Genomic DNA, 23813 nt, shown 5'->3' with positions numbered 1-23813 from the left:
TGCGCGGGCCGAGCTGGCATGGATGCCGTCTGTTGCGTCTTTGCGAACGGGCCATGTCGCCCGCGATGGCACGATATCAATCATCAGAGGCGCCGCAGGGCGCCTTTTTTACGTCCGATTATCAGGCGATCGCCAGCTTACGGGCGAACAGGCGATGGCAGACCCAGTAAACTCCGCAGGCGACCAGCAGCGAGGTGATGGTTGGCACACCCCAGTCGCTGAGCAGGCCTACCGCCGCACCCGCCACGCTGGCGATAATCGCCGGCAGGCCGATTGCCGGCGTTTCATCCGGCAGGCGGCCGTTACGGCGGCTCTCATCCAGCGCGGCGCGATGAGTGCGCAGCAGGAAATAGTCGATCAGCATAATGCCAATCACCGGCGGGAAGACCACGCCCAGCACGGTAAGGAAATCGACAAAACGGTCGAGAATGCCCAGCACGGAGAGCGTCGTGCCCAGTACGCCGATGGCAAGCGTGGTCGGCGCGTATCGCCATTTACGGCCGCTCAGCCCTTCGACGGCGTTCACGATGCCCAGCGACGAAGAGTAGAGGTTTAAATCGTTGACGCGTAGCGTAGAGAACACCACCACCATCATGCCGAGACCGCCCGCGCCCTGCGACATAATCGACACCACATCATCCGTGCCGAGGCTTTTGGCGATCAGGATCGCCAGGCCGTTAATGATGAACTCGCCAGCGATAATGGTCAGCAGCGTCACCCCCAGCACCTGGCCGCTGTTGCGCGAATAGCGCGTCAGATCGGGCGTCATCAGGCTGGCGACAATGGCGCCGCCCACCACAATGGTGATGCCTGCGCTAATCGAGAGCGGATCGCCCGGCGGCGTCAGCTGCAGCGCGCCATGCAGGTCATGGCCGGTCAGCGCCACCCAGGAAACCCAGGCGACCAGCGCGATAAACAGCGGCACTGCGATACGCGCGGCGATGCGCAGCGCGCGAAAGCCGAAGGTGACCAGAATGGTCAGCACGCTGCCGGACAGCGCGGCGGACCAGCCGAAGCCCAGCCGGTGATCCAGCGCCACATCCAGCGATTTCGCGAAGATAGCGTTCTGAATGCCGAACCAGCCGAGCAGGCTGATCGCCACGATCAGGCCGATCAATACCGATCCAAGACGGCCAAAACCGCACCAGCGCGCCAGCAGGCTCCCGGAAATGCCTTCGCGCATCCCGGCGTAGCCGAGACCAAAGGTGACCACGCCGAAAATCAGGCTGCCGACGGCGATGGCGATAAAGGCATCGACCAGCGTCATAGTGTGGCCCAGCACCGCACCCAACATAAACTGGTCGAGGGCAGTCAGCATGCCCATATGGACAATTGCCACGCTCAAAAAGGAAACTTTTTTATCTTGCGGCACCCGCGTCAGCGGGAAATCGTCAATTTTTATCATGAACAGGTTCCGTGAGAATCTCAGATAAACTGCACGCCTTTTTCAAGCAGGCGATAAGGGATATAGCTATCAAGCTGTGCATGGCGGCAATATTCTTCAAACTGGCTCAGAGAATGCACGTCCGCTTTTTGATAGATGTTATAAACGCGATTTTGAATGGTCTTCGGGCTGATATTATATATTTTGGCGATCTCCTTAACGGAAAGGCGCTGCAGCATAAAAAAGATAATATCCAGCTCCGACTGGGTAAAAAGGTTATTAGGCATATCGGTGGTCAGCACGCTGGGTTTTTGCTGGTTAATATATTTATGCGGCGACAGTGTATTTAGCGGCTTGGCATTCCAGATCACGCCAATATAGTCGCCGCTGCTGTTATAAACCGGCAGCTTTTCGCTCACCCACGGCGTCAGATAATCCTTACCGAACCAGTAATGGGTCTCTATGACCGCCGTTTGCCTGCGCGACGTTTCCGTGCGCCGGTCATGCTCCTGCAAATCCTCCGCGCACTCCGCCCAGTCGGCCGGAAATTCCGCATCCGTTTTACCGGCAATATCAAAGTTCAATGGCGTGCTGGTATAAAGCAGGGCGGCTTTATTCATATAAATATGCCGCGATTCCCGATCTTTTATGCCCCACGGCTCGCTGAGATGCTCCATCATCGCAATCAGGCTGCTGAAGCCGGCATCGATATCGGACATGATATTGGCCTTATCGCTAACGATTAGAGATCTTTCGCCAGGTAATATCGCGTGTGCTTATGCGCGTAATTTCCTAAATGACCATATTCGCGATAGCCCAGCTTTTCATAAAAGCCTTTCGCCTGAAAACTGAAGGTATCGACATAAGCCATATGACAGCCGCGTTGCATCGCCTGTTTTTCCGCTTCCTGCATCAGCGTCCGGCCAAAACCCTGAGTACGGCAATCGTCGCTGACCCAGAGATATTGCACCTCCAGGCCGCCCCACCAGGTTCTGGCCACCAGGCCGCCGGCGATACGGTTTTCATCATCTCTTAAGGTAATAAAGAGTGGATGAATATCCACCTTATCGAATTTATTGTTATGCGCCCACAGACTATCAATGACAAAATCTTCATCCACCTGAGCCGGATTATCCGTCACGTTGATATGCATTGCTAATATTTTCCTTGTGAAATAGTTATCGTGTTTATAATTAAAAATATATAAACCTCACCGCGCCAGACTTATTATCATTTTTAATCATATGCAGCAAGAGAGAAATTCCCCCGTTCCTCTGAATCAGGAAATTCGCTATCTTATTATTCAAGATAAAGTATTAAACATAACAAGATTAGAAAGATATTCTTCTTAACCGAAGCCAATTACATCGGCCATCACCAGGGAATCTTATCAATTTTCATCGCGTATGCCGCCTGCGACCCCCGGGGTTGCGGCGCGTCGCTCCCATTTCATTTCACCTGAAAAGATGTGTTAAACTACCGCCGTTTTTAGCCCGTTCAACTTGAGGTGCTTCTGAACACGCCGGCACAACTTTCACTGCCACTCTATTTACCGGATGATGAAACCTTCGCCAGCTTCTGGCCGGGTGAAAATGCGTCCCTGCTGGCCGCACTTAAAGGCGCTCTGGCGCAGGAACATGGCAGCTATCTCTATTTCTGGTCACGCGAGGGCGGGGGACGCAGCCATCTGCTGCATGCCGCCTGCGCAGAAATGTCCACGCGCGGCGACGCCGTCGGCTATGTGCCGCTGGATAAACGCACCTGGTTTGTGCCGGAAGTGCTGGATGGCATGGAGCAGCTGTCGCTGGTTTGTATCGACAATATTGAGTGCATCGCCGGCGAGGAAGCGTGGGAGATGGCGATTTTCGATCTCTACAATCGCATTCTGGAAACCGGCAAGACCCGCCTGCTGATCACCGGCGATCGCCCGCCGCGCCAGCTAAAGCTGAAGCTGCCGGATCTCGCATCGCGGCTTGACTGGGGGCAGATCTATAAGCTGCAACCGCTCTCCGATGAGGATAAGCTGCAGGCGCTGCAGCTGCGCGCCAGCCTGCGCGGCTTTGAGCTGCCGGAAGATGTGGGCCGCTTCCTGCTGAAACGGCTGGATCGGGAAATGCGCACCTTATTCACAACGCTGGATCGGCTCGATCGCGCCTCGATCACCGCCCAGCGCAAGTTAACTATCCCCTTCGTAAAAGAGATCCTGGCGCTGTAGCGCTTACAGGATCTCCAGCACCTGCTCCGGCGGACGCCCCAGGCGCGCTTTGCCCTGCGCCACCACAATCGGGCGCTCGATCAGTTTCGGATGGTCGGCCAGCGCCGCCAGCAGTGCCTCTTCGCTCAGCGTCGGATCGTCCAGGCCCAGCGCCTGATAGTCCGCCTCTTTGTCGCGCATCAACGCGCGCGCGCTGCCAAGACCCAGCGCCTGCACCAGCTGGCGCAGGGTGGCGACGTCGGGCGGCTGCTGCAGATAAAGCACCACTTCCGGTTTGATACCGCGCTGTTCCAGCAGCGCCAGGGTTTCGCGGCTTTTGGAGCAGCGCGGATTGTGATAGATGGTGACAGTGGTCATGTTGATGTCCTCTTATTAACGTCCTTTCTGATACTGGCGGAAGCGCAGCTGCAGCTGACGCAGCTGATCGATGCGCGCGTCATAGCGCGCCTGCTGCAGGCTGCCCAGCTTCACCTGCGCGCTGGCGCTGCTGAGGGTGCTGATCGCCTGATCCAGCTGGCCGGTCAGCGCCAGCCCTTCGGCGCGCGCCGAGAGTTCTTCGTCGCGCCGGTTCTGCGCCGCCGACGCCTGCGCCAGCAGATCCCAGCCGTTGATATCGTCAGGATGCGCCCAGGTGTAACGGTTCAATACGCGGCTGGCCGCGGCGGGCTGCTTCGCTTCCAGCAGGGCGTTCGCCAGGTTGAGCTGCAGTACCGGATCGCTGCCGCTGGCCTTCAGCGCCGACAGGCGAGCCACCGCCTGCTGCGGCTGATTCAGCCCGATATCGATATCGGTCATGATATCGAGAAACCAGACGTTATTCGGCGCCTTCGCCAGCAGCGGCGCGATGATCTGCTTTGCGTTGGCGAAGCTTTTTGCCTCCAGGAACAGCAGGGCTCTGCCGTACTGCGCTGCCTGCTGCTGGCGCGCATTGCCTTTTGACCACTCCGCCAGCAGATCGTCGCTCAGCTGGTTCTGTCCGGTGGCGTACATGCCCAGCGCGCGCGCTTTCGCCATGTAGTAATCCTGCGAGGATTGCACCACTATCGGACGCATCTGCTCGGCGCGGTTGCGGGCGTCAGCCAGACGGCTGTCGGGCAGCGGGTGCGTCAGCAGAATTTCCGGCGGCTTTGAGGCGAAGCGCGACTGATCCGCCAGCTTTTGCAGGAAAGTCGGCATCGCCTGCGGATCGAAGCCGGCGCGCTGCAGCACCTGAATGCCGATGCGATCCGCCTCCTGCTCGTTATTCTGGGTAAAAGAGATAATGCCCTGTTGGGTGCCGGCCAGCGTACCGGCCAGCCCCGCCATGCCCGCCTGCGGGTTGGCCATCGCCAGCAGAATCGAGCCGAGCGCGCCGACCCAGGTAAGCGGCGCATTACGCTGTTGATCTTCCATCGCGCGCGCCAGATGGCGTTGGGTGACGTGTGAAATTTCATGCGCCATCACCGAGGCCAGCTGGCTTTCATTATCGCTGGTGCGGAACAGCGCCGAATGCAGCACCACGTTGCCGCCGAAAAAGGCGAAGGCGTTTATTTCATCGTTGCGGATCAGATAGAAATGGAAAGGGGTGCGCACCGAATCGGCGTGCGCGACCAGCCGCATACCGAGCTGGTTGATGTACTGATTGAGCAGCGGATCGTTGATCAGCGGCGCGCTGGCTCGCAGCTGGCGCACGTAAAAATCGCCCATCTGCAGCTCCTGATTAATCGACAGCGTACCGCCTGCGGTGGTGCCGATATCCGGGAGCGAATCCGCGACGTCTGCCTGAGAAGTAAGCACGTTGCCCGCCAGCAGCGTGACAATAAGCGAGGCGATGACATTTTTCTTCAAGCGATTGAACATACTTCTTCCCCTGGGCAGAGAGTAAAGTTTTGACCTGATGCGATCCGGATGGTTCATACCACAGCGCAACGCAGGCGCTCAGGGCGCTATCTTAGCGGGGTAAACTGCATAATGAAATGGCTGTTTAAGCGGCCTGCAACGCCAGGAAAACAGGCGGCCGACGGCGGGCAAAATTCAAAGTTGTGTAAACTTATTCAGAGAAATTGAAAGTGGCACGGGATTTGATTAAGTATGTTCTGAAAATGTTTGCGCCTGTCGTCGCAAAAATTTTTAAAAGCTTTAACGATTTTACTGTAACGTCGCGCATTTCTCTTCCGCACTCACTCTTCTCTGGCGCGGGTCGGCGGGTTATTTTGTCCGACTTTGCACACCGGCAGATCCACAATTAACTTTTACTCCGCTTTGCCCGCCGCCTTTATTTAATGGATTCTCTGATATTAAGTGGATCGGCAAAGCTTTGCCTCTGCCTGAGGATAGTCTTAAGCGGCGCTGCCGTTGTTTAATCAAGCAGTTATCTGGAGCGCAGGAAAAAAAGCACATAGTTTTTTTACTGTATTATCACCCGATGAAATTAGCCCGTTAGTGCCGCTGCGTAACCTGTATTTCCGCTGTGCGACTCTGTGATATAGATGAAAAAGGCCGCAAAGAACCAGAGCGAAAAAGAGTGCTTTGCAGCCGCTGAACATTCATCCGGAGAGCCGTAAAAATGCGTTCTGCAGTAACCTGTTTTTTAATTGCCGTGGTGGGCGGCGTAGTCGGCGTGGGTATAACCAAAAGCCCCGAAATTATCGACAAAGTCACCGCGCATTTTAATTCTGTCGGAGAAGAGTCCGCAGGTTTCTGGAGTACGCCGGCCATTAACGGCTACGGCAAAATCCATTACGAATCTGACGCGCAGTTTCAGCCGAAGGCGGATCTGAGCAACAAAGTCGTTTTCCAGATCACCCGCAGCGAAGGGGGAATGAAAATTCCTAACCTGGGCCTGGAGCGCGTGGCGCGCGTGGTGAATTTATACGTTGCCGCCGGCGTGCCGCTGGATCGGCTGCACTTTGTGGTTTCCGTCACCGGCGACGCCACGCCAGCGATGTTAAACAATCAGCAATTCCGCCGTTTGTACGGTTTTGATAATCCCAGTCTCAAACTTATTCAGGCGCTGAATGATGCGGGCGTTAAGGTCACCGTCTGCGATCAGTCGGTTGCCTTTCACCATTTCAAACATGACTGGATAGATCGTTCGGTAGTCCATGCTTTATCCAGCCCAACGACGGTTTCAACCCTGGAAAACCAGGGCTACGCCTTGTTGCAGATGTAATGTGTTCGACCTTTTTATGACAAACATCCTATTTTAAAGGAGTGCTTTTTTATGCGTCCCGTATCTTATATCGTCGTTGCGGCTCTGGCCGGTTTTATCGGCGGTAACGTGCTTCAGGCACCACAGCTCTATGACAAAGTGACTAACCATCTCAGCAACAAGACGGAGCCTGCCGATTTCTGGTCAACCCCGGCTATCGAAGGTTATGGCAAAATTCATTATGTCGATACGCCGGCCTATAACCCGCGTAACGATCCCAGCCTGAGCAACAAAATTGTTTTCCAGCTGAATAAAAACGATGGCGATATCAAAGATCCGCACCTGGGTCTGGAACGCGTTGCGCGCGTGGTCAACCTCTATTACGCTGCCGGCATTCCGTTGAAAAAGCTTGATTTTGTGGTATCGATGAACGGCGATGCCGTGATCGCTGCGCTGAATAACGAACAGTTCCATAAAGCGTACGGCATTGATAACCCGAACCTGAAAATGATCAGCGAGCTGGAAAAAGCGGGCGTGAAAGTCACCGTCTGCGATCAGTCCGTAGCCTTCCACCATATCGACCGTGAGTGGATCGATAAGTCGGTTACCCACACCATCTCCAGCGGCACCACGGTCGCCACCTTGCAGAATCAGGGTTATGGGCTGTTAATGCTCTGATTGCATCGCGCCGTTTTGTGTTACAGGGCACCGCCTCCGGCGGTGCTTTTTTTTATCCGCACCGGCGGCAAGCGCCGCAGCTGGACTGACCAGCAGATTATTTGCACATACCCGCCGTGGAAGCGTTTTGCTGGCTGCTTAACCCGTGTACACTTGAGACGTGCATCTCACCAGGGCGCATGACTCAATAAGCAGCAACGATAAGAACGCATCACAAGGCGTAAAAAATTAAATGATTAACCCGATAAAGGTGGGTCCATGTTAAGGCTGCTACGGCCGAAAACGGACTTACGGACTCTTATTACCCTGCTGGCGGTCGCCAGTATCGTTATCACTCTGGCTAATTCCCTCTATGCCGCCTGGCGCGTCCAGCGCGAGCAGCTGATCATGAATACGCTGGAAGCCAATCGCGTTTATGCCGCCAAGCTGGCCGCCACAACGGGGCAGTTTTTCCAGCAGGCGCAATCACAGCTTGCCTGGTCCGCCACGCAGATCGGCAGCCATTTTGACGATGAGGCGCTGCTGCAAACGGAAGTGGAGCGGCTGCGGCAGCAAACCAACAGCTTTAACTCGGTGGCGATTGTCGACGCCGGCGGCTGGGTGCGCGCGATTTCCCCGGAATCGCTGATGTTGAAAGGCATGCACCTCAACTCTGCCAGCTCCCATGAGGCGCTGGAGCGGCGCGTGCCGTTGATTGGGCAGCCTGGCGTCTCGGCGGCGAATAACCTGATCGTGTTTATTTCGCGGCCGATCTGGTCGGAAACCGGCAGCTATCTCGGCTACGTTGGCGGCACGATCTACCTGAAGCGCAAAAGCATCCTCAACGAGCTGCTGCTCAGCCAGTTCTATCGCGACGGCACGCAGCTCTACGTGTTGGATCGCGATAACCGCGTTCTCTATCACCACAACAGCCAGCTGGTCGGCAAAAAAATCGCGCCGCTACTGCATCAGGAGGCGGGCGCCTACGCCAGCAGCGGTTATCAGCAGATTACCGACGAGCGGGGCGAACCGGTGCTGGCTGGCTATGCGCACGTGCCGGACTCCGACTGGACCATTATCGCCGTTAAGCCGACGCGTATCACGCTGGCGCCGCTCAGCAGCCTGCTTTTCCAGGTGGTGCAGCATTCGCTGCCGCTGGCGCTGCTGACCCTGATCGCCGCCTGGCTGCTGGCGCGGCTTATTGCGCTGCCGCTGTGGCATCTGGCGCGCAAGGCGAGCCAGATGGATGAGCAGGATGCCGCGCTGGAGATCAAGGGCGTGCGCTCATGGTATTTCGAGGCGGCGCAAATTAAACGGGCGCTGCTCGCCGGCATGGGGTTGATGCATAACAAAATCGGCCAGCTGAAATCGGAAGTGCAGACCGATCCGCTGACCGGGCTGCTTAACCGCCGCGGCCTGCATGCGGTGCTGGAGTATTTCTCCACCACCCGGCAGCCTTTCGCCGTGCTGGCGCTGGATATCGATCACTTTAAACGGGTGAACGATACCTGGGGGCATGATAGCGGCGACCGGGTGATCCAGCAGGTGGCGCGCCAGCTAAAAAGCAGCGCGCGCCAGACTGACGTGGTCTGCCGCAGCGGCGGCGAAGAGTTCCTGATGGTCCTGCCCGGCGTTGATGAAGCGACCGCGCTGGCGCTGGCGGAGCGGGTGCGCGCCGTCACGCAGCAGCAGGCGATCGACCCGGTAGGCGAGGTAACGCTCTCAGTGGGCGTGAGCTGCTGGCTTGCCGACGGCGAAGCCCTTGAAGAGAGCTTCCGTCGCGCCGACGAGGCGCTCTATCGCGCCAAGCGTGCGGGGCGCAACTGCGTGGTCGCCGCCGCTTCAGTGCCCGACGCGCGACACGTTTACCTGTAAGCGCCACCCGAGGCGCAGCACGTTTACCTGCAGGCGGCACCCGCCTTCAGGTAATTCTGTCTTCCGCCGCGCATTTCAGTACAATCGTCCACCTTGTTAATACAGGGAAGGGAATGCCATGCTGGCTCTTCTTATTCAATGGTATCGCCGCCGCTTTAGCGATCCGGAAGCCATTGCCCTGCTGGTGATTTTGCTGGCAGCGTTTTTCATACTGTTTTTTTTCAGCGATCTGCTGGCGCCGCTGTTGGTGGCGCTGGTGATCGCCTATCTGCTGGAGTGGCCAACGGTGCGGCTGGAGCGGCTGGGCTGCTCGCGCAGCTGGGCCACCACTGTCGTGCTGGCCTTTTTCGTCGGGGTACTGCTGCTGTTTGTGCTGGTGGTGGCGCCGGTCGCCTGGCAGCAGGGCATTAACCTGTTGCACGACACGCCGAATATGCTGAACAAGCTCTACCTCTTCTCTGCCGGGCTGCCGGCGCGTTTTCCGGCGCTGGCCGATGCCGGTATCGTCGATATCGTCATCGATAATCTGCGCAGCCGCCTGTCGGGCGTGGGCGAGTCGGTGGTGAAATATTCGCTGGCGTCGCTGGTGGGCTTGATGACGCTGGCGATCTATCTGGTGGTGGTGCCGCTAATGGTGTTCTTCCTGCTGAAAGATAAGCAGCAGATGCTGGATGCGGTGCGCCGCGTGCTGCCGCGCAACCGCGGCCTGGCGGGGCAGGTCTGGAGCGAGATGAATCAGCAGATCACCAACTATATCCGCGGCAAGGTGCTGGAGATGGTGGTGGTCGGCGTCGCCACCTGGATCGCTTTTCTGGTGCTGGGACTGAACTACGCGCTGCTACTGGCGGTGCTGGTGGGGCTATCGGTGCTGATCCCCTATATCGGCGCGCTGGCGGCGACGCTGCCGGTAATTTGCGTCGGCCTGTTCCAGTGGGGATTGGGTAGCGATTTCTGGACGATGATGGTGGTTTATCTGATTATCCAGGCGCTGGATGGCAACGTGCTGGTGCCGGTGCTGTTTTCCGAAGCGGTAAACCTGCATCCATTGGTGATTATTCTGGCGGTGGTGATTTTCGGCGGCCTGTGGGGCTTCTGGGGGTGTTTTTCGCCATTCCGTTGGCGACGCTGATCAAGGCCGTAGTGCATGCCTGGCCGGATACCCTGCGTACCGAGGCGTAACCGGCGTCGTGGCGTCACAGACGCCACGCGTTGCCTCAGGCGGATTTCAGGTAATCCATGACGACGTCATAATGGTTGCTGGTTTTGAAATCGTCGAACACTTTCTCAATGGCGCCGTTGGCGTCGATCAGAAAGCTGATGCGGTGAATACCGTCGTAGGTTTTACCCATAAAGGTTTTCTCGCCCCAGACGCCGAACTGCTCGCTGACTTCATGGTTTTCATCTGAGAGCAGGGTAAAGTTCAGCAGCTCTTTTTCCGCGAAGCGCGACAGTTTTTCCGGCTTGTCGGTGCTGATACCCAGCACTTCCACACCCGCTTTTTTCAGCTCATCCATGTTATCGCGCAGACCGCACGCCTGGACGGTGCAGCCGGGCGTCATCGCCTTGGGGTAGAAGTAGACCAACACGCGCTGTCCCTGGAAGTCGGTCAAATTTACTTGTTCGCCGTCCTGATCGGGCAAGCTAAATTTCGGTGCGGTATCACCGGCTTTCAGTGGATTCATCACTACTCTCCATTTTTTCGTCATGCTGAGGATAATTCACGACGCTAATAGTGCCTTGCGCATGCAGTTCTGTACATAGGGCGTGAAACGCCTGCTCAATTAATGTCGCGTCCCGATGCGCCGGGCTGTGCGCGGTGATCTGAATATAGAGTAAAGGCGGCTGGTTTTCTTGCGCCGGCTGAGTGCGCGAAACCAGTTCCGCGATATGCATCTGATGCGAGTCGAACAGATCGGTGAAGCGTTCGATGATGTGCGGCGAGTCGTTAACTTCGACCTGCACCCAAACGGTCTCCGGCATCGGCGGCCGGCTGCCGGCGTTGGTGCGCTTCATCACAATCAGCAGCTCCAGTTCGGCGCCCTTTAGCGGCAGCGTCGATTCGATCAGCGTAATGGCGTTCCAGCTGCCGGAGAGCAGCATAATAAAGGTAAACTCATCGCCGAGCATCGCCAGACGGCTATCTTCAATATTACAGCCGCAGCTGCTGACATGACGGGTAATGGTGTTCACAATGCCGGGACGATCGACGCCCAACGCCGTGATGACCAAAAAGTGTTGCGGTGTCTGCGGCAAAATAGGTCTTCCTGTGGGGTAAGCTGATAAGTAACAGTTATAACCCGTAGGTAAACATAAAAAATACCCTCTGCCAAGCGCTCCCGGCCTCTGTTCGCTTGCTTTTCCCCGCCGGTCAAACGTACCATGAAGCACTTGTTTGTCGAGGGGATGGCCAATGTTCACGGGAAGTATTGTTGCGCTCGTTACGCCAATGGATGACAAAGGTAATGTCTGCCGTGCGAGCCTGAAAAAACTGATTGATTATCATGTCGAGAGCGGAACCTCCGCCATCGTTTCTGTGGGAACCACCGGCGAATCTGCGACGCTGAGTCATGATGAACATGGCGACGTGGTGATGTTGACGCTCGAACTTGCCGACGGCCGCATCCCGGTTATCGCCGGCACCGGCGCGAACGCCACCGCAGAAGGCATCTCTCTGACCAAACGCTTCGAAAACACCGGCGTGATCGGCTGCCTGACCGTGACGCCATACTACAACCGTCCGACGCAGGAAGGGTTGTACCAGCACTTTAAAGCCATCGCGGAAAGCACCGATCTGCCGCAAATGCTGTATAACGTACCCTCGCGCACCGGCTGCGATATGCTGCCTGAGACAGTGGCGCGCCTGGCGAAAATTAAAAATATTATCGGGATCAAAGAGGCGACCGGGAACTTATCGCGCGTCAGCCAGATCCAAGAGCTGGTTGATGATGAGTTTGTGCTGGTGAGCGGCGATGACGCCACCGCGCTCGACTTTATGCAGCTGGGCGGCCACGGCGTGATCTCCGTGACGGCGAACATCGCCGCACGTGAAATGACCGAGCTGTGCCGTCTGGCGCGCGCAGGCCACTTCGCCGAGGCGCGTCATCTGAACCAGCGCCTGATGCACCTGCATCAGAAACTGTTTGTTGAACCTAATCCTGTTCCGGTGAAATGGGCCGCGAAAAAACTGGGATTAATCGCGACCGATACCCTGCGTCTGCCAATGGTTCCGCTATCCGGGGCGGCGAGTCCGGTTGTGGAGCAGGCGCTGAAAAACGCGGGTCTGCTGTAATTTAGGGAGAGTTGATGGCTTATTCAGTAAAAAAGTCCACGGTAGCGACTATCGTTGGGCTGTCCACGGTGATGCTGCTGGCAGGGTGTTCCAACGATCAGCGCTATAAGCGCCAGGTCAGCGGAGATGAATCCTATCTGCAGGCGGCTGAGCTGCAGGATCTACGCGCGCCGGCAGGGATGATCCTGCCGCTGCAAAACGGCGACTATGACGTGCCGCACACCGCCAGCAACGGCGTGGTCGGCAAGCAGCTGGACATTCGTCCGCCTGCGCAGCCGCTGGCGCTAATGAACGGCGCGCGCGCCCAGTTCAGCGGCAACACCGGCGTATTGATGATGGAAAACAGCCGCAGCGGCGCTATCTGGTCGCAGGTGGTGAACGTGGTGCAGTCTTACCACTTCCCGATCGCCAGCCGTCAGGACGCCAGCCAGCAGCTGACCACCGACTGGGTTGAGTGGAACCGCGCCGATGAAGATAACCAGTATCGCGGCCGCTATCAGATTAGCGTGCAGCAGCAGGGTTATCAGCAGGCGCTGACCGTCAAGCTGCTGCAGCTGCAGCAGGCGGGCAAGGATGTGACCTCGCCGGTGCAAATCCAGCGTTATACCGCGCAGATGCTGAACGATATCAGCACCGGCCTGGATAAGATGGAAACTGCCGCGCAGGACGCCGCCGCCAGCCGCAGCGCTTCGCAGATCGACGTGCAGAGCGGGGCGGACGATACCGGCCTGCCGAACCTGATCCTGCGCGCGCCTTTCAACGTGACCTGGCAACGGCTGCCGGCCGCGCTGCAGCGCATCGGCATGGATGTTACCGACAGCAACCGCTCGCAGGGCAGCCTGAAGGTCACTTATAAAGCGCCAGGCGACAGCACCTGGGATGAGATCGGCGCCAAAGATCCGCAGTTGCCAAACGGCGACTATACGCTGCAGGTCGGCGACCTCGATAACCGCAGCAGCCTGCAGTTTATCGATCCGAAAGGCCATGTCCTGACGCAGTCGCAAAACGACGCGCTGGTGGCGGTCTTCCAGGCCGCGCTCAGCAAGTAATAAAAAAAGGCCGGAAAATTCCGGCCTTTTTTATTGTAACTTTGGCATAATAGCGCCCAGCGACGTAAACGATTGCGTAGCGCGCTCAGGGTCTTTCACTATTTACCATGTTTGGAGTTTATCAAGATGCAAAAGCTAGCTGAGTTGTATCGCGGCAAAGCGAAAACCGTTTACAGCACCGAAAATCCGGATCTGTTGGTACTCGAGTTCCGCAATGATACGTCAGCCGGGGACGGGGCGCGAATCGAACAGTTCGATCGCAAAGGCATGGTGAACAACAAGTTTAACTACTTCATTATGCGCAAGCTGGAAGAGGCGGGCATCCCGACTCAGATGGAAGCGCTGCTCTCTGATAACGAAGCGCTGGTGAAAAAGCTGGAGATGGTGCCGGTTGAATGCGTGGTGCGCAACCGCGCCGCCGGTTCGCTGGTGAAGCGTCTTGGCGTGGAAGAGGGCATGCTGCTTAACCCGCCGCTGTTCGATCTGTTCCTCAAGGATGATGCCAAACATGACCCGATGGTCAATGAATCCTACTGCGAAACCTTCGGCTGGGTGAATAAAGAGAACCTGGCGCGTATGCGTGAGCTGACCTACAAAGCGAATGATGTGCTGAGCAAGCTGTTCGACGACGCCGGCCTGATCCTGGTCGACTTTAAGCTGGAATTCGGCCTGTTTAAAGGCGAAGTCACGCTGGGCGACGAGTTTTCGCCGGATGGCGCGCGCCTGTGGGATAAAGAAACCATGGCGAAAATGGATAAAGATCGCTTCCGCCAGAGCCTGGGCGGCGTGATCGAAGCCTATGAAGAAGTGGCTCACCGTCTGGGCGTGAAGCTCGACTGACCCCCTTTTTTCCGGCCGACGCGCAGCCGCCGTCGGCCTTCTTTCCCGCGTTGTGCCCGTCCCCGTTTTCCGTTACCCTCCCATCCCGCGCGATGCGCTCTGGTTATTCAGCGCCGCCGCGACTAGAATTTTCCATATCCGCCACACTGAACAACAGGGGAAGGTTATGCGTTGGCAAGGGCGTCGCGAGAGCGACAATGTAGAAGATCGTCGTAGTCAGTCTCCCACCGTGGGCGGCGGACGCATGCGCATTCCGCGCGGCAAAGGCGGGATAGTTTTACTGGTGATCGTGATGATCGCCGGCTACTACGGCTATGATCTGACGCCGCTGCTGACCGGCGGCGAGCCGGCGACACAGCAGCGCAGCGCGCAGCATGTCAGCCCGCAGGATGACGAGGCGGCGAAATTCACCTCCGTGATCCTCGCAACGACCGAAGATACCTGGCAAAAGCTGTTTACCCAGATGGGCAAGCAATATAAAGCGCCGCATCTGGTGATGTACCGCAACGCGACGCGCACCGGCTGCGGCACCGGCCAGTCGGTAATGGGGCCGTTTTACTGCCCGGCCGATGAAACGGTCTATATCGATCTCTCCTTTTACGATGAGCTGAAGAATAAACTGGGTGCCGACGGCGATTTTGCCCAGGGTTACGTAGTGGCGCATGAGGTTGGACACCATGTGCAGAAGCTGCTCGGCATCGAGCCAAAAGTGCGTCAGATGCAGCAGAATGCCTCCCAGACGCAGGTTAATCAGCTGTCGGTGAAGATGGAGCTGCAGGCTGACTGTTTCGCCGGCGTCTGGGGTCACTATATGCAGAAAGAGCAGATTCTGGAGCCGGGCGATCTGCAGGAGGCGCTCAACGCCGCTGAAGCGATCGGCGACGATCGGCTGCAGCAACAAAGCCAGGGCCGCGTCACGCCCGACAGCTTTACCCACGGCACCTCTGAACAGCGCTACAGCTGGTTTAAGCGTGGCTTCGACGGCGGCGATCCGGGCCAGTGCGATACCTTCGCCAGCCGCTAACCCGTGACTCTGGAGACGCTTACCGCCGGGATGCGGCGTACCGGCATCCGGCGGCTGGCGGTACTCTCCGGCGAGGCGGCCTGGTGCTGCCAGCAGGCGCAGCAGTGGCGCGCCGCGCTTGCCGGCGAGTGGATAACGCTCAGCGAGGCTGACGACCTGCCTGAGGCGCAGCCGCCTGGCGTCCTGCGCAATTTGCTGGGGCAGGAGTTCCGCCACGCCATTTTTGACGCCCGTGACGGCTTCCACAGCGAAGCCTTCGCCGCCCTCTCTGGCACGCTCAGCGCCGGCAGCTGGCTGCTGTTGCTGACGCCGCCCTGGGCGTCCTGGCCGCAGCGGCCCGATAGCGATTCACTGCGCTGGAGCGAATGCGACACGCCGATCGCCACCCCACGTTTTATCCGTCATCTGCAACAGCACTTTTTAACCGATGCCCAGATAGTGCTGCATCAGCAGCATCAGCCGCCGCGCTGGCCGCAGTCATTGCCGCTAAGCGACTGGCGGGCAGGCGGGGCACAGCAGCAGCAGGCGCTGCTGGCGCAATTGCGCCAGGCCACGCCCGGTATCCATGTGTTGACCGCCGCGCGCGGACGCGGCAAATCCGCGCTGGCCGGCATGCTGATCCAGCAGTGGCCGGGGCGTTGCCTGGTGACCGCGCCGGCTAAAGTCTCCACCGCCGTGCTGGCGCGCTTTGCCGGCGAGCGCTTCGCCTTTATCGCGCCCGATGCGCTGCTGGCCGACGATGCGCCGCCTGATGCCGACTGGCTGATCATCGACGAGGCGGCGGCGATCCCGACGCCGCTGCTACAGCGCCTGGTCACGCGCTTTCCCAGGATATTGCTCACCACTACCGTGCAGGGTTATGAAGGCACCGGACGCGGCTTTTTACTGAAGTTCTGCGCCTCGCTGCCGCAGGCGCATTTTTATCAGCTTGATGAGCCGCAGCGCTGGCGGCTGGGCGATCCGCTGGAAAGGGCAGTGAACGCCGCGCTACTGCTGGATGAGGTTCAACCGCCGCGCGTGGCCGCCGCGCGGACATTTGACGTGATCCCCTGCGAGCGCGACCGGAGCCCGGCCCGCCTGCTGCGCCTTTATCAGCTGCTGACCAGCGCCCATTATCGCACCACGCCGCTCGATTTGCGCCGCATGCTGGATGCGCCGGGCCAACGCTTTTTCACGGCGGAAAGCCCTGACGACGAAAGCACCGGCGCGCTGTGGCTGGTGGCGGAGGGCGGGTTGTCCGCCGCGCTGGCGCAGCAGGTATGGGCCGGTCTGCGGCGGCCGCGCGGCAGCCTGGTCGCGCAGTCGCTGGCCGCGCACGCCGGTTTTCCGGAAGCGGCGCAGCTGCGTTCGCAACGTGTCAGCCGTATCGCCGTCGCGCCGGGGCTGCGGCGTCAGCGCATCGGCAGCCGTCTGATCGAGGCGGCCGCCGCTCAGGCTGCGGCGCAAGGGCTGGATTATCTCTCTGTCAGCTTTGGTTTTACCGACGAGCTGTGGCGCTTTTGGTGCCGCAGCGGCTTTACTCTGGCGCGTATTGCCACGCAGCGGGAGGCGAGCAGCGGCTGTTACAGCGCGATGGCGATGTTGCCGCTCAGCGCGGCAGGGCGGCAGCTGAGCCAGCTGGCGGAGCGGCGGCTGGCACGCGATCTCTACTGGCTTCAGCCGCTGCTGGAGCAGAGGATCCCGCTGACGCCCGACGATCGTCAGTCGCTGGATGACGAGGACTGGCGCGCGCTGGCGGGCTTCGCCTTTGCCCACCGCGCTTTTGACGTCAGCCTGCCTGCGCTGGGACGGCTGCTGCTGGCAACGGAGTGTGCCGGGCGGGCGCTGCATCAGGCCATCGTTCAGCAGCGCCCGCCCGCCTCGCTGGCCGCCGCATTTGGGCTGAGCGGCCGCAAGGCGTTGTTGGCTCACTGGCGCGCAGAGGCGCAACGGCTGATGCGCCAGCGTGATGCCGGGCGCTGTGACAGCTGGCGGCGTCGCCTCGCCGAACTGCGAGGTGAGGCGGAATAACCGGGCAGCGTCAGGCCTGACGCAGAGATCAAGGCGGGCAACGGCGAATCATCATCTACGCTTAAAGGTAAGAGAGGAGATGATATGAATCTAAGCTATGTTGTCGTACAAAACCCATCCACGCCGCCGCAGCAGCTGTTTCTGCTCTATCACGCCGCCGGCGATAACCCGGTTTCGATGGGTGAAATCGGCGGCTGGTTTGCCGACGTGTTCCCGCAGGCGCTGGTCATCAGCGTCGGCGGCCCGGAGCCGGGCGGCCAGGCGCCGGGGCGTCAGTGGTACAGTGAATCCGCTCTGCACGACGCCAGCCTGCAGCAGCGAGTAGATGAAGTGATGCCGCTGTTCCTGCAGTCGGTCAGCGAGTGGCAGCGGCACAGCGGCATTGCGCCCGCGGCCACGGCGCTGATCGGATTTTCCCAGGGCAGCGTGATGGTGCTGGAAGGCAGCAAGGCGCAGCCGGCGCTGGCGGGCCGTATTGTGGCGTTCAGCGGGCGCTACGCCAGCCTGCCGGAGGAGGCGACGGCGAAAACGACCATTCATCTGATCCACGGCGAAGATGATGAGATCTATCAGGCGGAGCTGGCGCAGCAGGCGGCCGCGCGTCTGACCTCGCTGGGGGGCGACGTGACGCTCGATATCGTCGAGGATCTGCCGCACGCCATCGATCAGCGCAGCATGAATCTGGCGCTGGATCATCTGCGCTACACCGTGCCGCGCCGCTACTTTGAAGAGGCGCTCAGCGGCGGCAAGCCGGGAGAGGGGGATGTCATTACGCTGATGTAAGGCGGGAAGGGGCAGCGTTGCTGCCCCTGTGAGGGCTATTTCTTCTTCTTCGGCCAGTCGTCGTCATCGTCCCACTTATCGTTGAAATCGCGGTGGGGCGGCAGATCGGGCTTATTGGCCATATATTTCTTATGGTCGATACGCTTTAAATCTTTATAGACATTCATCAGCACGCCGACCAGCAACAGGATCACAATGATCCACCAGTACTCTTTTACCCATTCCATGATGGCTCCTCCTGAGGGACGCTTATGCGATCAGTTGTTCCATGATGCGTTGATACATACGGCTCAGCAGCTGCAGATCGGACGCCTTCACGCACTCATTGATTTTATGAATGGTGGCGTTTACCGGGCCCAGTTCAACCACCTGGGCGCCCATGCGGGCGATAAAGCGACCGTCGGAGGTGCCGCCCGTGGTCTGCAGTTCAGGCCTGGTTTCAGTATAGTGTTCAACGGCGTTGATTACCGCATCGACCAGGCGCCCGCGTGAAGTCAGGAAGGGCTGACCGGAGAGTTTCCACTCGATGGTATAGGGCAACTGGTGGCGTTCCAGCAGCGCCTCGACGCGCTGACGAATATCGCCGTCGGTCAGCTCGGTGCTGAAGCGGAAGTTAAACTGCACGAACAGCTCGCCCGGAATAACATTGTTGCTGCCGGTGCCGGCCTGAACATTGGCGATCTGCATGCTGGTCGGCGGGAAAAATGCGTTACCGCTATCCCACTCGGTAGCGACCAGTTCGTTTAGCGCGGGTAGGGCGCGATGCACCGGATTATCCGCCAGATGCGGATAGGCGACATGCCCCTGCACGCCATGGATGGTCAGGTTGGCGGTGATCGAGCCGCGCCGGCCGTTTTTTACCACGTCGCCCACCTGCACGGTGCTGGACGGTTCGCCCACCAGGCAGTAATCGAGCCGCTCGTGGCGCGCCATCAGGTGTTCCACCACCTTGACGGTGCCGTGCGTGGCGTTCGCCTCTTCATCGGAGGTAATCAGAAACGCCAGACGTCCGCGATGATGCGGATTGGCGGCGACAAAACGCTCCGCCGCCACCACCATCGCCGCCAGTGAGCCTTTCATATCGGCGGCACCGCGGCCAAACAGCATACCATCGCGGATGGTGGGTTCGAACGGTGGGTTGATCCAGCGGCTGACGTCGCCAGGCGGCACCACATCAGTATGGCCGGCGAAGGCCAGAGTTTCGCCCTGGCCGCGCCACGCCCAGAAGTTTTGCGTATCGGCAATATTAACCGGCTCGACAGTGAAGCCAATCGCCTGCAGGCGTTCAATCATAAGCGCCTGGCATCCGGCATCATCCGGGCTGAGTGAAGGGCGACGAATGAGCTGCTGCGCCAGCTCAATAACCGGACAATACATATTATGACTTCTCCTGAATAAACTGCTGGTAGTCGGTTTCGTTAAAGCCCAGCAGCATAGATCCGTCTGCGGCGGCGAGCAATGGCCGTTTGATCAACGCGGGCTGCGCCAGCATCAGTGCCGCCGCCGCTTGCGCATTATCCACCGCCGCCTTCTCCTCTTCCGACAGCGTGCGCCAGGTGGTGCCGCGCGTATTCAGCAGCGCCTGCCAGCCAAGCGAATCGATAAAGCCCTGCAGGCGTTCGGCCGTCAGGCCGTCGGCGCGGTAGTCGTGATAGTGATGTGCGACCTGTTGCGCCGCCAGGTAGCGGCGTGCTTTTTTAATGGTGTCGCAATTCTTGATGCCATACAGAGTAAAGGGAGCGGACGACGGATGCTGCGTCATGTTGGGTCTCGTTTTCAGAAAATATCGTTAATGAATAATGCATTACCTCGCGGCCAGGATCCAGAATCGATTACGGTCAGGGCGGCGGCGAGGCACTTGATAAAGCCTTTCAAACGTCAGGAATTATTTAATTAATCATTAAAGGAATTAACTAATTTGCTGAATTGTGCGTCAGCTCTCATTTTAATAAATGACTAAAGTTTTTCGGACTTTTTCCGATAGCAATATCAGAAACAGCATATTCACTTGCTGCAAAAACGGGCGTAAAATAAGCCTTAATAACAAGAGAGGTAGATATGATTGACTTAGAACTGGGGAACTGGAAAGACTTTATCGACGCGATGTTACGCAAGTAATTAAGCCCTATAAAGATACGCGTGACGACCACAGCAATCGTCTTTGCATCTGACAGTCCGTAAAAAAATAGAGAAGGCAGCCGATCCGTCGGCTGCCTTTATTATTTATGCATCCTTAATGCATTAGTATTATTTTCTTATTACGCGCTTTACGCCGGCTTTATTTTTAGCGGGAAGCGGCGTCGAATTAATACAAAAAATAACGGCACAAAAAATATCGCCAGCAGCGTAGCGGAGATCATGCCGCCCATGACGCCAGTGCCGACCGCATGTTGGCTACCGGAACCCGCGCCGTTACTGATCGCCATCGGTAACACGCCGAACACAAATGCCAGCGAGGTCATTAATATCGGACGCAGGCGCTGGCGCGACGCTTCCAGCGTGGCGGCAAGCAGATCGCCACCGCGGCTGTTGATATCGTTAGCAAACTCCACGATCAGGATGGCGTTTTTCGCCGACAGGCCGATCACCGTTAACAGCCCCACCTGGAAATAGACATCGTTTTCCAGCCCGCGCGCCCAGGTGGCGATCAGGGCGCCCACCACGCCCAGCGGCACCACCAGCATTACGGCAAACGGAATCGACCAGCTCTCATAGAGCGCCGCCAGACAGAGAAAGACCACCAGCAGCGAAAGGGTGTAGAGCATCGGTGCCTGCGAGCCGGAGAGCCGCTCCTGTAGCGAGGCGCCGGTCCACTGCAGGCCGACGCCAGACGGCAGCTGGCTCACCAGCTGTTCCATGACATTCATCGCGGCGTCGGTGCTGACGCCGGGCGCCGCTTCACCGACAATTTCCAGTGCCGCGTAGCCGTTATAGCGCTCCAGGCGCGGCGAGCCAGTTTCCCAGCTGGTTTTGGCGAACGCGCTGAACGGCACCATGCCGCCTGAGCTGTTGCGTACGTACCATTTGTTAATGTCGTCCGGCAGCATGCGATATTTCGCCGCCGCCTGCACATAGACCTTCTTCACGCGCCCCCGATCGATAAAATCGTTAACATAGGTTGAGCCCCAGCCGGTTTTCAGCGTGTCGTTGATATCGTCAATGGCGACGCCCAGCGCCTGCGCTTTACGCTGATCGATATCGATGCGCAGCTGCGGGCTATCATCCAGCCCGTTGTGGCGCACGCGCGCCAGGCGCGGATCCTGCGCCGCCAGCGCCAGCAGGCGATCGCGCATCGCCATCAGCTGCGTATGGCCGATCCCGGCATGATCCTGCAGTTCCATATCGAAACCGGCAGAGCTGCCCATACCGGTGATGGCCGGCGGGCTGCTGGCGATCACGCGCGCTTCTTTAATCTGGCGGAAGGCTTGCGTGGCGCGTTCGATAATGGCGAAAGAGGTGCGATCGGCATCGGCGCGCGTCTCCCAGTTTTTAAGGCGCACAAACAGACGCGCCACGTTCTGGCCATTGCCGCCCGGGCCGGAACCCACGGTCGCGAACACCGATTCGATATTCTCCCGTTCGTGGGTCATGTAATAGTTCTCCACCTTCTCCACGACTTTTAGCGTTTGTTGCTGCGTCGAGCCGGGCGGCAGCTGCACCTGGGTGGTAAAGATGCCGCGATCTTCCAGCGGCAGGAAAGAGGTGGGCAGGCGCAGGAACAGGAATGCCATCAGGGCGATAATCGCGAGATAGATCAGCAGCCAGCGTCCGCTCTGATGCAGAATTTTCCCCACACTGCGCTCATAGCGCTGGGTATTGCGTGCGAACAGCCGGTTAAACCCGCCGAAGAAGCCGCGCCGCTGGTGATGATGGCCAGGCGTGACCGGTTTTAGCAGCGAGGCGCAGAGCGCCGGCGTCAATATCATCGCCACCAGCACCGACAGCACCATCGCCGAAACCACAGTAATGGAAAACTGACGGTAGATAGCGCCGACCGTGCCGCCGAAAAAGGCCATCGGCACGAACACTGCGGAAAGCACCAGCGTAATCCCCACCAGCGCGCCCTGTATTTGCCCCATCGATTTACGCGTCGCCTCGCGCGGCGAAAGGCCCTCTTCGCTCATGATGCGCTCGACGTTTTCCACCACCACGATAGCGTCATCCACCAGCAGCCCGATCGCCAGCACCATGGCGAACATGGTCAGGGTGTTGATGCTGAAACCGCAGAGATACAGTACTGAGAAGGTGCCCAACAGCACCACCGGCACCGCTATCGTCGGGATCAGCGTAGCGCGGAAGTTCTGCATAAACAGGTACATCACCAGGAAGACCAGCAGCACCGCTTCCAGCAGGGTTTTTACCACGTCGCGGATAGACGCGGTGACGAACGGCGTGGTCTCATAGGCGACTTTCGCCTCCAGCCCGTGCGGAAAGTAGCGCGACAGCTCTTCAACCCGCGCCCGCACCAGCCGATCGGTCTCCAGCTCGTTGGCGCCGGAAGCGAGCTTCACGCCGAGGCCGGAGGCCGCCATACCGTTATAGCGGCTGAGGTAGTCATATTTTTCCGCGCCCAGCGCCACTTCAGCGACATCGCCCAGCGTCACGACTGAACCGTCGCGGTTAGTGCGTAGGGTAATCGCTTTGAACTGTTCCGGGGTTTGCAGGAGCGACTGCGAGTTGACGGTGGCGTTGAGCGCCTGATTATCGACCGACGGCGTGCCGCCGACCTGGCCGACCGCCACCTGGCTATTCTGCGATTGAATCGCGCTCACCACATCCTGCGTGGTCAACGCGTATTTAATCAGCTGATTGGGATCGAGCCAGATACGCATCGCATATTGGGTGCCGTAGGCATCTACCTGGCCGACGCCGCTGATGCGGCTGAGCGGGTCCTGAAGATTGCTGGCGACGTAGTCGGCGATATCCTGCTTATCCATGCTGCCGTCTGTTGAGACAAACGCCAGCATCAGGATATTGCTTTCGCCGGTTTTATTAACTGTCACCCCTTGCTGCTGCACCGCCTGCGGCAGCTTGCGCAGCGCCGACTGCAGCTGATTCTGCACCTGTTGACGCGCCTCGTCGGGGTTGGTGCCGGCGGTAAAGGTGAGGGTGATGGTCGCCTGGCCGGTGTTGCTGCTCTGTGACGACATATACATCAGGTTATCAATGCCGGTCATGCTCTGCTCGATAATCTGCGTCACCGTATTTTCCAGCGTCTCTGCCGAGGCGCCGGGGTAGTTCGTCGTGATGCGTACGTTAGGCGGGGCGAGATCGGGATACTGCTCCACCGGCAATGAGATGATCGCCAGCGCGCCGGTCAGGCACATCATTATTGCCAGCACCCAGGCAAAGATTGGGCGGTCAATAAAAAAATTCGCCATTACAGCGGCACTCCTCAATACGATGTGATCAACGGAAACCAACCTGCCGGCCGCGTTGGCGCCGCGACGGACAGGTTATGCAGGGTGATGTGTTAATCGATTCAGTGCGATCGGATGTCGCATCACTTTACGCGTCCCCGGAGGAAGAATCGTGGAGAAAAAGAGGAGAAAATGTA

The 23813-nt window shown here is 58.5% G+C and carries 22 protein-coding genes and 1 pseudogene; 12 read left to right on the top strand and 11 right to left on the bottom strand.

What is annotated here, in order from left to right:
• Positions 1 to 121: 121 nt before the first annotated feature.
• From C2E15_RS15720 to C2E15_RS15710, 3 genes are read right to left on the bottom strand one after another with little or no spacing between them, the layout of a single operon-like run.
• Positions 122 to 1405: a cytosine permease gene (locus C2E15_RS15720; protein WP_104958202.1), complete on the bottom strand. Its 1284-nt coding sequence runs from the start codon at positions 1403 to 1405 to the stop codon at positions 122 to 124.
• Between the two features lie 20 nt (positions 1406 to 1425).
• Positions 1426 to 2103 (bottom strand): helix-turn-helix transcriptional regulator, encoded by a 678-nt coding sequence (locus tag C2E15_RS15715; RefSeq protein WP_104958201.1) that lies wholly within the window; start codon positions 2101 to 2103, stop codon positions 1426 to 1428.
• 23 nt (positions 2104 to 2126) lie between these two features.
• Complete coding sequence (locus tag C2E15_RS15710) at positions 2127 to 2537, bottom strand: GNAT family N-acetyltransferase (protein ID WP_104958200.1); 411 nt, start codon at positions 2535 to 2537, stop codon at positions 2127 to 2129.
• A 360-nt stretch (positions 2538 to 2897) separates the two neighbouring features.
• Between C2E15_RS15710 and hda the strand changes: the two genes are divergently transcribed.
• Entirely contained in the window at positions 2898 to 3599 is a 702-nt protein-coding gene (gene hda / locus C2E15_RS15705) for a DnaA inactivator Hda (RefSeq protein ID WP_218926727.1), read from the top strand.
• A 3-nt stretch (positions 3600 to 3602) separates the two neighbouring features.
• Here the strand turns inward: hda and arsC are convergent, their stop codons facing one another.
• Together arsC and bepA are read right to left on the bottom strand one after the other, a co-directional pair.
• Entirely contained in the window at positions 3603 to 3956 is a 354-nt protein-coding gene (arsC, locus tag C2E15_RS15700) for an arsenate reductase (glutaredoxin) (RefSeq protein ID WP_104958198.1), read from the bottom strand.
• 15 nt (positions 3957 to 3971) lie between these two features.
• Positions 3972 to 5438: a beta-barrel assembly-enhancing protease gene (gene bepA, locus C2E15_RS15695; protein ID WP_104958197.1), complete on the bottom strand. Its 1467-nt coding sequence runs from the start codon at positions 5436 to 5438 to the stop codon at positions 3972 to 3974.
• A gap of 706 nt (positions 5439 to 6144) precedes the next feature.
• On the opposite strand from bepA, the gene C2E15_RS15690 reads away from it, so the two are divergent.
• The 4 genes and pseudogenes from C2E15_RS15690 to C2E15_RS15675 all read left to right on the top strand — a co-directional run bounded on the left by C2E15_RS15690 (position 6145) and on the right by C2E15_RS15675 (position 10440).
• Positions 6145 to 6750 (top strand): DsrE family protein, encoded by a 606-nt coding sequence (locus tag C2E15_RS15690; RefSeq protein WP_104958196.1) that lies wholly within the window; start codon positions 6145 to 6147, stop codon positions 6748 to 6750.
• A 51-nt stretch (positions 6751 to 6801) separates the two neighbouring features.
• Positions 6802 to 7407: a DsrE family protein gene (locus C2E15_RS15685; protein ID WP_104958195.1), complete on the top strand. Its 606-nt coding sequence runs from the start codon at positions 6802 to 6804 to the stop codon at positions 7405 to 7407.
• 258 nt (positions 7408 to 7665) lie between these two features.
• Positions 7666 to 9261: a sensor domain-containing diguanylate cyclase gene (locus C2E15_RS15680; protein ID WP_104958194.1), complete on the top strand. Its 1596-nt coding sequence runs from the start codon at positions 7666 to 7668 to the stop codon at positions 9259 to 9261.
• Between the two features lie 118 nt (positions 9262 to 9379).
• Positions 9380 to 10440 (top strand): annotated as a pseudogene (locus C2E15_RS15675) (AI-2E family transporter).
• A 35-nt stretch (positions 10441 to 10475) separates the two neighbouring features.
• Here C2E15_RS15675 and bcp read toward each other — a convergent pair.
• Both bcp and C2E15_RS15665 read right to left on the bottom strand, forming a co-directional pair.
• Positions 10476 to 10943 (bottom strand): thioredoxin-dependent thiol peroxidase, encoded by a 468-nt coding sequence (gene bcp, locus C2E15_RS15670; protein WP_104958193.1) that lies wholly within the window; start codon positions 10941 to 10943, stop codon positions 10476 to 10478.
• Positions 10921 to 11514 carry a glycine cleavage system transcriptional repressor gene (locus C2E15_RS15665; protein WP_104958192.1) on the bottom strand — a complete coding sequence of 198 codons (594 nt, stop codon included), beginning with the start codon at positions 11512 to 11514 and terminating at the stop codon, positions 10921 to 10923. Before C2E15_RS15665 ends, bcp begins: the two co-directional genes overlap by 23 nt.
• A 157-nt stretch (positions 11515 to 11671) precedes the next feature.
• Here C2E15_RS15665 and dapA point away from each other — a divergent pair, with 157 nt between their 5' ends.
• The 6 genes from dapA to ypfH all read left to right on the top strand — a co-directional run bounded on the left by dapA (position 11672) and on the right by ypfH (position 18256).
• The gene (gene dapA / locus C2E15_RS15660) at positions 11672 to 12550 is read left to right on the top strand and encodes a 4-hydroxy-tetrahydrodipicolinate synthase (RefSeq protein ID WP_104958191.1); all 879 of its coding nucleotides are present in this window, start codon (positions 11672 to 11674) and stop codon (positions 12548 to 12550) included.
• A 14-nt stretch (positions 12551 to 12564) separates the two neighbouring features.
• Positions 12565 to 13599 (top strand): outer membrane protein assembly factor BamC, encoded by a 1035-nt coding sequence (bamC, locus tag C2E15_RS15655; RefSeq protein WP_104958190.1) that lies wholly within the window; start codon positions 12565 to 12567, stop codon positions 13597 to 13599.
• 126 nt (positions 13600 to 13725) lie between these two features.
• Positions 13726 to 14439 carry a phosphoribosylaminoimidazolesuccinocarboxamide synthase gene (purC, locus tag C2E15_RS15650; RefSeq protein ID WP_104959210.1) on the top strand — a complete coding sequence of 238 codons (714 nt, stop codon included), beginning with the start codon at positions 13726 to 13728 and terminating at the stop codon, positions 14437 to 14439.
• 166 nt (positions 14440 to 14605) lie between these two features.
• Positions 14606 to 15463, top strand: a complete 858-nt coding sequence (ypfJ, locus tag C2E15_RS15645; RefSeq protein ID WP_104958189.1) for a KPN_02809 family neutral zinc metallopeptidase — start codon at positions 14606 to 14608, stop codon at positions 15461 to 15463.
• Positions 15464 to 15466: 3 nt separating this feature from the next.
• Positions 15467 to 17473 carry a tRNA(Met) cytidine acetyltransferase TmcA gene (locus C2E15_RS15640; RefSeq protein ID WP_342747442.1) on the top strand — a complete coding sequence of 669 codons (2007 nt, stop codon included), beginning with the start codon at positions 15467 to 15469 and terminating at the stop codon, positions 17471 to 17473.
• A gap of 84 nt (positions 17474 to 17557) precedes the next feature.
• Positions 17558 to 18256, top strand: coding sequence for an esterase (gene ypfH, locus C2E15_RS15635; RefSeq protein WP_104958187.1), 699 nt, complete (start codon positions 17558 to 17560; stop codon positions 18254 to 18256).
• Between the two features lie 35 nt (positions 18257 to 18291).
• On the opposite strand, the gene C2E15_RS15630 is transcribed toward ypfH, so the two are convergent.
• The 3 genes from C2E15_RS15630 to C2E15_RS15620 are packed head-to-tail and all read right to left on the bottom strand — an operon-like array spanning position 18292 to position 20018.
• Entirely contained in the window at positions 18292 to 18483 is a 192-nt protein-coding gene (locus C2E15_RS15630; protein ID WP_104958186.1) for a YpfN family protein, read from the bottom strand.
• A 22-nt stretch (positions 18484 to 18505) separates the two neighbouring features.
• Positions 18506 to 19633, bottom strand: coding sequence for a succinyl-diaminopimelate desuccinylase (dapE, locus tag C2E15_RS15625; protein WP_104958185.1), 1128 nt, complete (start codon positions 19631 to 19633; stop codon positions 18506 to 18508).
• A gap of 1 nt (position 19634) precedes the next feature.
• Positions 19635 to 20018 (bottom strand): ArsC family reductase, encoded by a 384-nt coding sequence (locus C2E15_RS15620; protein WP_104958184.1) that lies wholly within the window; start codon positions 20016 to 20018, stop codon positions 19635 to 19637.
• Positions 20019 to 20314: 296 nt separating this feature from the next.
• Here C2E15_RS15620 and ypfM point away from each other — a divergent pair, with 296 nt between their 5' ends.
• Positions 20315 to 20374 (top strand): protein YpfM, encoded by a 60-nt coding sequence (ypfM, locus tag C2E15_RS22365; protein WP_146108577.1) that lies wholly within the window; start codon positions 20315 to 20317, stop codon positions 20372 to 20374.
• 149 nt (positions 20375 to 20523) lie between these two features.
• Here ypfM and acrD read toward each other — a convergent pair whose 3' ends face one another.
• Entirely contained in the window at positions 20524 to 23637 is a 3114-nt protein-coding gene (acrD, locus tag C2E15_RS15615; protein ID WP_104958183.1) for a multidrug efflux RND transporter permease AcrD, read from the bottom strand.
• Positions 23638 to 23813 lie beyond the last annotated feature (176 nt).

Origin of the sequence: Mixta gaviniae (assembly GCF_002953195.1) — a bacterium.
GTDB lineage: Bacteria > Pseudomonadota > Gammaproteobacteria > Enterobacterales > Enterobacteriaceae > Mixta > Mixta gaviniae.
This window is presented reverse-complemented; position numbering and strand designations above follow the sequence as displayed.

Excerpts from the sequence above, each read along its gene's own strand:
- C2E15_RS15720 (WP_104958202.1), bottom strand. The coding sequence starts at position 1,405 with ATGATAAAAATTGACGATTTCCCGCTGACGCGGGTGCCGCAAGATAAA.
- C2E15_RS15715 (WP_104958201.1), bottom strand. The coding sequence starts at position 2,103 with ATGTCCGATATCGATGCCGGCTTCAGCAGCCTGATTGCGATGATGGAG.
- C2E15_RS15710 (WP_104958200.1), bottom strand. The coding sequence starts at position 2,537 with ATGCATATCAACGTGACGGATAATCCGGCTCAGGTGGATGAAGATTTT.
- arsC (WP_104958198.1), bottom strand. The coding sequence starts at position 3,956 with ATGACCACTGTCACCATCTATCACAATCCGCGCTGCTCCAAAAGCCGC.
- bepA (WP_104958197.1), bottom strand. The coding sequence starts at position 5,438 with ATGTTCAATCGCTTGAAGAAAAATGTCATCGCCTCGCTTATTGTCACG.
- C2E15_RS15690 (WP_104958196.1), top strand. The coding sequence starts at position 6,145 with ATGCGTTCTGCAGTAACCTGTTTTTTAATTGCCGTGGTGGGCGGCGTA.
- C2E15_RS15685 (WP_104958195.1), top strand. The coding sequence starts at position 6,802 with ATGCGTCCCGTATCTTATATCGTCGTTGCGGCTCTGGCCGGTTTTATC.
- C2E15_RS15680 (WP_104958194.1), top strand. The coding sequence starts at position 7,666 with ATGTTAAGGCTGCTACGGCCGAAAACGGACTTACGGACTCTTATTACC.
- bcp (WP_104958193.1), bottom strand. The coding sequence starts at position 10,943 with ATGAATCCACTGAAAGCCGGTGATACCGCACCGAAATTTAGCTTGCCC.
- dapA (WP_104958191.1), top strand. The coding sequence starts at position 11,672 with ATGTTCACGGGAAGTATTGTTGCGCTCGTTACGCCAATGGATGACAAA.
- bamC (WP_104958190.1), top strand. The coding sequence starts at position 12,565 with ATGGCTTATTCAGTAAAAAAGTCCACGGTAGCGACTATCGTTGGGCTG.
- purC (WP_104959210.1), top strand. The coding sequence starts at position 13,726 with ATGCAAAAGCTAGCTGAGTTGTATCGCGGCAAAGCGAAAACCGTTTAC.
- ypfJ (WP_104958189.1), top strand. The coding sequence starts at position 14,606 with ATGCGTTGGCAAGGGCGTCGCGAGAGCGACAATGTAGAAGATCGTCGT.
- ypfH (WP_104958187.1), top strand. The coding sequence starts at position 17,558 with ATGAATCTAAGCTATGTTGTCGTACAAAACCCATCCACGCCGCCGCAG.
- C2E15_RS15630 (WP_104958186.1), bottom strand. The coding sequence starts at position 18,483 with ATGGAATGGGTAAAAGAGTACTGGTGGATCATTGTGATCCTGTTGCTG.
- dapE (WP_104958185.1), bottom strand. The coding sequence starts at position 19,633 with ATGTATTGTCCGGTTATTGAGCTGGCGCAGCAGCTCATTCGTCGCCCT.
- C2E15_RS15620 (WP_104958184.1), bottom strand. The coding sequence starts at position 20,018 with ATGACGCAGCATCCGTCGTCCGCTCCCTTTACTCTGTATGGCATCAAG.
- acrD (WP_104958183.1), bottom strand. The coding sequence starts at position 23,637 with ATGGCGAATTTTTTTATTGACCGCCCAATCTTTGCCTGGGTGCTGGCA.